The following is a 5,352-nucleotide window of genomic DNA, read 5'->3' as shown; positions in this document are numbered from 1 at the left end:
CCTCGGTGATGGTGACCCTGTGTGTGGCTGGCTCGTACGTCGCTGTTGTCCGGTGACCCTCGTAGAGGGCGAACACCGCCACTGTCGCACTCGCGGCTCGGTCACCTTTCGGCGCCGCGTCCGGCCGCGTCGAGGTAGCCGCGCACCTGCAGGTGCACCCCGTCCCAGTGGTCCGCGACCGCCTGCCAGTCGGAGATCACCCAGGGACCTCGCCGCCCGGTGCTCGCGAACCAGTCGTCCTGCCTGGTCGCGGTGACGACGCGGGGGTGCGCGGCGACCAGGGAGGCCCAGTCGGCGGCGCTGCCGAGCTCCAGCACGCGGGCCCCGGGCAGCACCCGGGCCTCGTGCACCTCGGACCGCTCGGGGCCCAGCGAGTCCTCGACGTACCAGAGCCCGGCCGGCCCGCGCACCGGGTCGAGGCCGACCGTGCTCGGCAGCCTCGGGAACACGATCGGCGCGGACCACCACGAGCCGGACTGCCGGCGGGGCTCGGGGTCCCGCGGGGCACCGACGGGGTCGGCCGGGGTGGCCGTCGACCATCGCGCCAGCGCGTCGCGGCCCTCGTCGGCGGTGCGCAGCCAGGGACCTGCCCCCGCGAGCACCGGCTCGACCTCCACCTGGGCGCGGCCGATGATCGGCGCCGACCACCAGGCGACCTCGGGCCAGCCGAGCACGCCGGCTGCGACCTCGCCGAGCACCCGGGAGAGCCGTGGGTCGCCGAGCACCCGTTCGAGCGCCCACGGCAGCTGCCAGGGCATGCACTCCTCGACCGCCTGGACCAGGGCCTGGTGTGCCAGGTCGGCCCGCCCCTCCGGCGCCGGCCCGACGGCGGCCGCGGCGACCAGCAGCTCGCCGACCATGGCGACCCCGTCGCCCTGGCGCAGCCCATCGGGCGGGGGTGACGGCTCACCGGCACCGGACGCGACGGCGACGAGCACCCCGACCCCTCCGTCGAGGGCCGTGGTGACGTCCCACATCGCCCGGTGTGCCCGCTCACCCGCGGGCCCGGACCCGCCGACCAGCACCTCGTAGGCCATCCGCCGCATCCGCGGTCCGCTCGCCCCCATGCCGTCGACGCTAGGCGGACCGCCCCTCCCGCGCACCGGCTTTGCGCAGCGCAGCCACCAGACACCCGCCCGCGACGGCGCACGTCGGGGGACCCGGCCGAACCGGGCCCCCCGCCGCGTGCGGATCAGGCCGTGACCAGCCCCTTGATGACACCCGTCGCGTGGTCGGCCGCCAACCAGCCCGACGTGAGCGCGAACCCGTTCGCCGACCCGGGCACCGTGAGGATGTACGAGTCGCCGAACAGACCGCCCGCGTCGCAGCCCACCGAGTACAGCCCGGGGATCGGGTGCCCGTCCTGCCCGATGACCTGCATGTCGTCGTTGATCTTGATGCCGCCCATCGTGATCATGATCCCGGGCTCCATCTTGATGGCGACGTACGGGCCGTGCTCGACCGGCAGCAGGTACTTCTCCTTGTGGAACTCGGTGTCCTCACCGGCGTGGCACAGCGCGTTGTACCGCTCGACCTCGGCGGTGAGCACGGCCGGGTCCACGCCGATCTGCGGTGCCAGCGCGGCGATCGTGTCGGCCCGGAACACCGTCCCGGCCTCGATGTCCGCGTCCAGCTCGGCCGGCAGGTTGACCAGCTTCTCCCCGGTGCGCACGTAGACGCCGAGCCCGATCTCGCAGCCGTCGGCGACCAGGTGGTCGATCTGGGCCTGGTCGAGCACCGCCCAGTAGAAGCTGCCCGGCAGCCCGGCGACCACATCGCCCGCGTTGCCGAAGTTGAGGCCGCAGATCTCGTTGGTGCAGCGCTCACCGTCGCGGTTGACCCACAGGTACGGCTGGAAGCCGGCCGTGTTGGTGTGCGACGTGACGGTCTTGCCGCGCATGAGCGGCATGAGCAGCAGGGTGCCGATCGAGGACCACGGCACGGCACCGACCTCGAACATGATGGTGAGGCCGTCACCGGTGTTGCCCGGGCTGCCGATGTTGATGATCTGCTCGCCGCAGTCCCAGGACGAGAACTTGTTGAGCATCTCCGGGTTGCACGCGTACCCGCCGGTCCCGACCACGACGGCCTTCGCACCGATCCGGACCTGCTCGCCGTCGGCGTCGGTCGCGAGCACCCCGGCGACCTTGCCGTCGGCCATGACGATCTTCGTGGCCGAGGTCGACAGGAAGATCTCGACGCCCAGCTCGCGGGCCTTGGCCTCCATGAGGTCGAGCACATGGGCCACCTCGCCGTGCGGGATGTGCCAGGTCACGAGCTCGCCCGGCTGGTCCTCGGCGGTGACGATGACCTCCTCGTAGACGGCGCCGAGCTCGCGCATCTTCACGATGGTGGTGGCGGCGTTCTCGACGAACTTCGAGACGATGGCGGCGTCGGCCCGCCAGTGGCTGTAGTCCATGTAGGCGCGGAACGCCTCGTCCTTGGTGACGGTGATCCCGCGCTTGGTCTGCTCGTCGGACTCGAACGCGGCGTGCCCCTCGGCGAACGCCGAGCTGCCGCCCAGCTGCGGCATCTTCTCCAGCACCGCGACGGTCAGCCCGTTCTGGGCGGCCTGCACGGCGCAGGACATCCCGGAGCCGCCACCGCCGACCACCACGAGGTCGTACTCGACGTCGAACCGCTCGTACATCTGGTTCCCTCCCGTTCGTCAGGTGACGTCGTCGTCACCGGTGCACGGCGTCGACCGGGGCTCGGACGACCGCCGCGCGCATGCCCACCCCCCGCGCGGCCCCGGGCGACCGGTGGACGGGGCGGCGAGCCGCCGCGGGTGCGCGGTGGTCGCGGCCTCGCGCCGGGGCACGGGGTAGCCACCAGTCAACGGACAGCGAGGGCCGCCAAGAAGCACCCTTTGGGTCGTCTTGGGTAGCCAGATGGCTACCCGTGACCTTCGTCCTGCGAGGTCAGCCGACGATCCCCTGCCGGACGCTGAACACCGCGACCTGCACCCGGTTGCGCAGGTGCAGCTTGGTCATGATGCCGCCCAGGTGCTTCTTCACCGTCGCCTCCGACAGGTGCAGCGACCGGGCGATCTCGTCGTTCGACATCCCCTCGACGAGCAGCACGAGCACATCGCGCTCCCGGTGGGTGAGCCGCTCGTGCGCCGGCGGCAGCTGCGGCTGCGGCTGCGGCGAGCGGCGGGTCGGCCCGGCGAACTCGGCGAGCACCTTCGCCGCGATCGTCGAGGACATCGCCGTCTCGCCGCGCATGAGGCCGGCGAGGTACTCGTGCAACCGGTCCGCCGGCTCGTCCTTGCTCAGGTAGCCGTGCGCCCCGTTGCGCAACGCCTGGTAGACGTCCTCGCCGAGGGTGGACATCGTGAGCATCGCCACCCGCACCTGCGGGTCGGCCGCCGTGATGACCCGCGTCGCCTCCACCCCGCCGATCCCTGCCATCCGCACGTCCATGAGCACGAGCCCGGGCCGCAGCGCCCGCGCGCGCTCGATCGCCTTCTCGCCGTCGCACGCCGTGCCGATCACCGCGAAGTCGTCCCACCGGCCGATGAGCGAGGTCAGGCCGTCGCGGAACAGTGCATGGTCGTCCACCACGAGCACGGAGGTCGGCGCCGTCTCAGACACTCGCGCTGCCCACCTGCACCTGAGGCGCGGCGGCGTGCCAGCGCAGCGGGGCCTCGGCCACCACGAGGGTGCCCCCGGCCCCGCCCTGGGTGAACCGCACCGACCCGTCCACCTGCGCCATCCGCTCGCGCATGATGGCCACCCCCAGCCGCGAGTCCGGGACGCTCGTCGGGTCGAACCCGTTGCCGTCGTCCTCGACCTCCAGGCGTACGTGCGTGCTCGTCGGGTGCACCCGCACCACGACCGAGCGGGCGCACGCGTGCAGGTGCACGTTGGCCAGCGCCTCCTGCAGCACCCGCAGCAGCTGGGCTGCCACCGGCAGCGGGGCCACGTCGTCGCCGCACTCACCCGTGCACTCCAGCCGCACATCGATCCCGAACTGCCGGCGGAACGTCTCGACGTGGGTCCGGACCTGCTCGAGGAAGCCACCCTCCACCAACGAGGCGTCGGCCCGCAGCCCGAGCATCTGGTGCCGCAGGCTGCCCTTGAGCCCGACCACCAGCTCGTCGAGCCGCCCGACGTCGTCGACCAGCCGGGGCAGGTCACCGTCGGCCGCGTCCAACCGCATCGAACCCACGTGCAGCCCCAGGGTCGCGACCTGCTGGGACAGGTCCACGTGCAGCTCGTCGCCCAGGCGGCGGCGCTCCTCGAGCGCACCGAGCTCACGTTCCCGTCCGGCGATCTGCCACCGGTAGAGCGCGCTGCCCAGGATGCGACCCACGGCGGCCAGGAACTCCGCCCGCTGGCGCGTGAGGCGGTAGGGGTGGTCGAAGCACAGCAGCACGGCGCCCAGGTGCCGGCCGTCGGCGTGGATCGAGACGATGACGCCCCACGGGCCGAACCAGCGGCGGAAGTCCTCGGGCAGCGCCGCCCACGCCTCGCTGTCCTGGTGGTCGGCCGCCGAGACCGGCCACTCCTGCGGGTTGAGCCACGGAGAGCGGACGTGCTCATGGGCCGGCATGGTCGCGAACGCCTCGCCCAGCTCGGCCCGCTCGTCCTCGTCCGCCGTGAGCACGAGCAGGTCGCCCGGCTTGTCGAGCAGGTAGGTCGGTGCGATGCGCGCGCCGGTGACCTCACGGACGATCTCGACGGCGGCGAGGTAGGAGTCCGTGCGGTCGTGCGACCAGATGAGTGTGTCGTTGATGCGGACCAGCTCGGCCAGGTAGGAACGCCCTCGGACCATGCTCCGAGCGTAGGTCGGGCCGGTGCGGACGGACCGGGACCAGTCGCACCGGAACCGCCCGACGGCCGGCCGGCCCCCCGGCGCGGGTCACCGGTCGGCGGCGGTCCCGTCGGTCTCGGCGCTCTGCCCGGCTGCCCGCGCCCCGCGCAGCGCGACGAGCGGCACGAGCCCGGCGAGCAGCGGGACGAGCTGGACGCACACCCGCCAGATGATGACCCCCGCGACCAGGCTGGACGCCGAGGCCGAGGACCGGTCTGCGATGAGCGCCACGAGCGCCGCGTCCAGCACGCCGAGCCCCAGGAACGGGGTGGCCGTCAGCAGGTAGACCGACAGGTAGGCGGCGACCACGACGAGCAGCGGCGCCTGCGACGGCCCGACCCCGACGAACCGCAGCGCGAGCACGAGGATGAGCGCCTCGACGCCGACCATGAGGGCGAGCGACCCGCTGGCCCAGCCCCAGAACCGCGCCCAGCGGTCCGCGACGTTGGCGTGGAACTCCACGAGCCGACGCTCCAGGTCGTCCGGCCCCGGCCAGGCCGGACGCACCCGCTGGGCCAGCCGGCCGGCCAAGCG

The 5,352-nt window shown here is 73.0% G+C and carries 5 protein-coding genes; all 5 read right to left on the bottom strand.

Annotation, left to right across the window (positions count from 1 at the left end; translation table 11 throughout):
* Positions 1-101: 101 nt before the first annotated feature.
* Positions 102-1,067, bottom strand: a complete 966-nt coding sequence (locus F2B26_RS14345; protein ID WP_159810523.1) for a hypothetical protein — start codon at positions 1,065-1,067, stop codon at positions 102-104.
* A gap of 125 nt (positions 1,068-1,192) precedes the next feature.
* A complete protein-coding gene (locus F2B26_RS14340) occupies positions 1,193-2,650 on the bottom strand; it encodes an FAD-dependent oxidoreductase (RefSeq protein WP_159810521.1) in 1,458 nt (485 codons plus the stop codon).
* Positions 2,651-2,921: 271 nt separating this feature from the next.
* Positions 2,922-3,596, bottom strand: coding sequence for a response regulator (locus F2B26_RS14335; RefSeq protein ID WP_159810519.1), 675 nt, complete (start codon positions 3,594-3,596; stop codon positions 2,922-2,924).
* Positions 3,589-4,779 (bottom strand): sensor histidine kinase, encoded by a 1,191-nt coding sequence (locus F2B26_RS14330; protein ID WP_159810517.1) that lies wholly within the window; start codon positions 4,777-4,779, stop codon positions 3,589-3,591. The genes F2B26_RS14335 and F2B26_RS14330 overlap by 8 nt, the downstream gene beginning before the upstream one ends.
* Before the next feature lie 87 nt (positions 4,780-4,866).
* Positions 4,867-5,352 (bottom strand): lysylphosphatidylglycerol synthase domain-containing protein (locus tag F2B26_RS14325; protein ID WP_201292756.1); only part of this gene is annotated, 486 nt, incomplete at its 5' end.

The sequence above is a fragment of the Cellulomonas citrea genome (assembly GCF_009829685.1).
Taxonomy (GTDB): domain Bacteria; phylum Actinomycetota; class Actinomycetes; order Actinomycetales; family Cellulomonadaceae; genus Cellulomonas; species Cellulomonas citrea.
This window is presented reverse-complemented; position numbering and strand designations above follow the sequence as displayed.

Bases quoted from the DNA above. Each gene is read 5' to 3' on its own strand.
- F2B26_RS14340 (WP_159810521.1), bottom strand. From the start codon at position 2,650: ATGTACGAGCGGTTCGACGTCGAGTACGACCTCGTGGTGGTCGGCGGT.
- F2B26_RS14345 (WP_159810523.1), bottom strand. From the start codon at position 1,067: ATGGGGGCGAGCGGACCGCGGATGCGGCGGATGGCCTACGAGGTGCTG.
- F2B26_RS14330 (WP_159810517.1), bottom strand. From the start codon at position 4,779: ATGGTCCGAGGGCGTTCCTACCTGGCCGAGCTGGTCCGCATCAACGAC.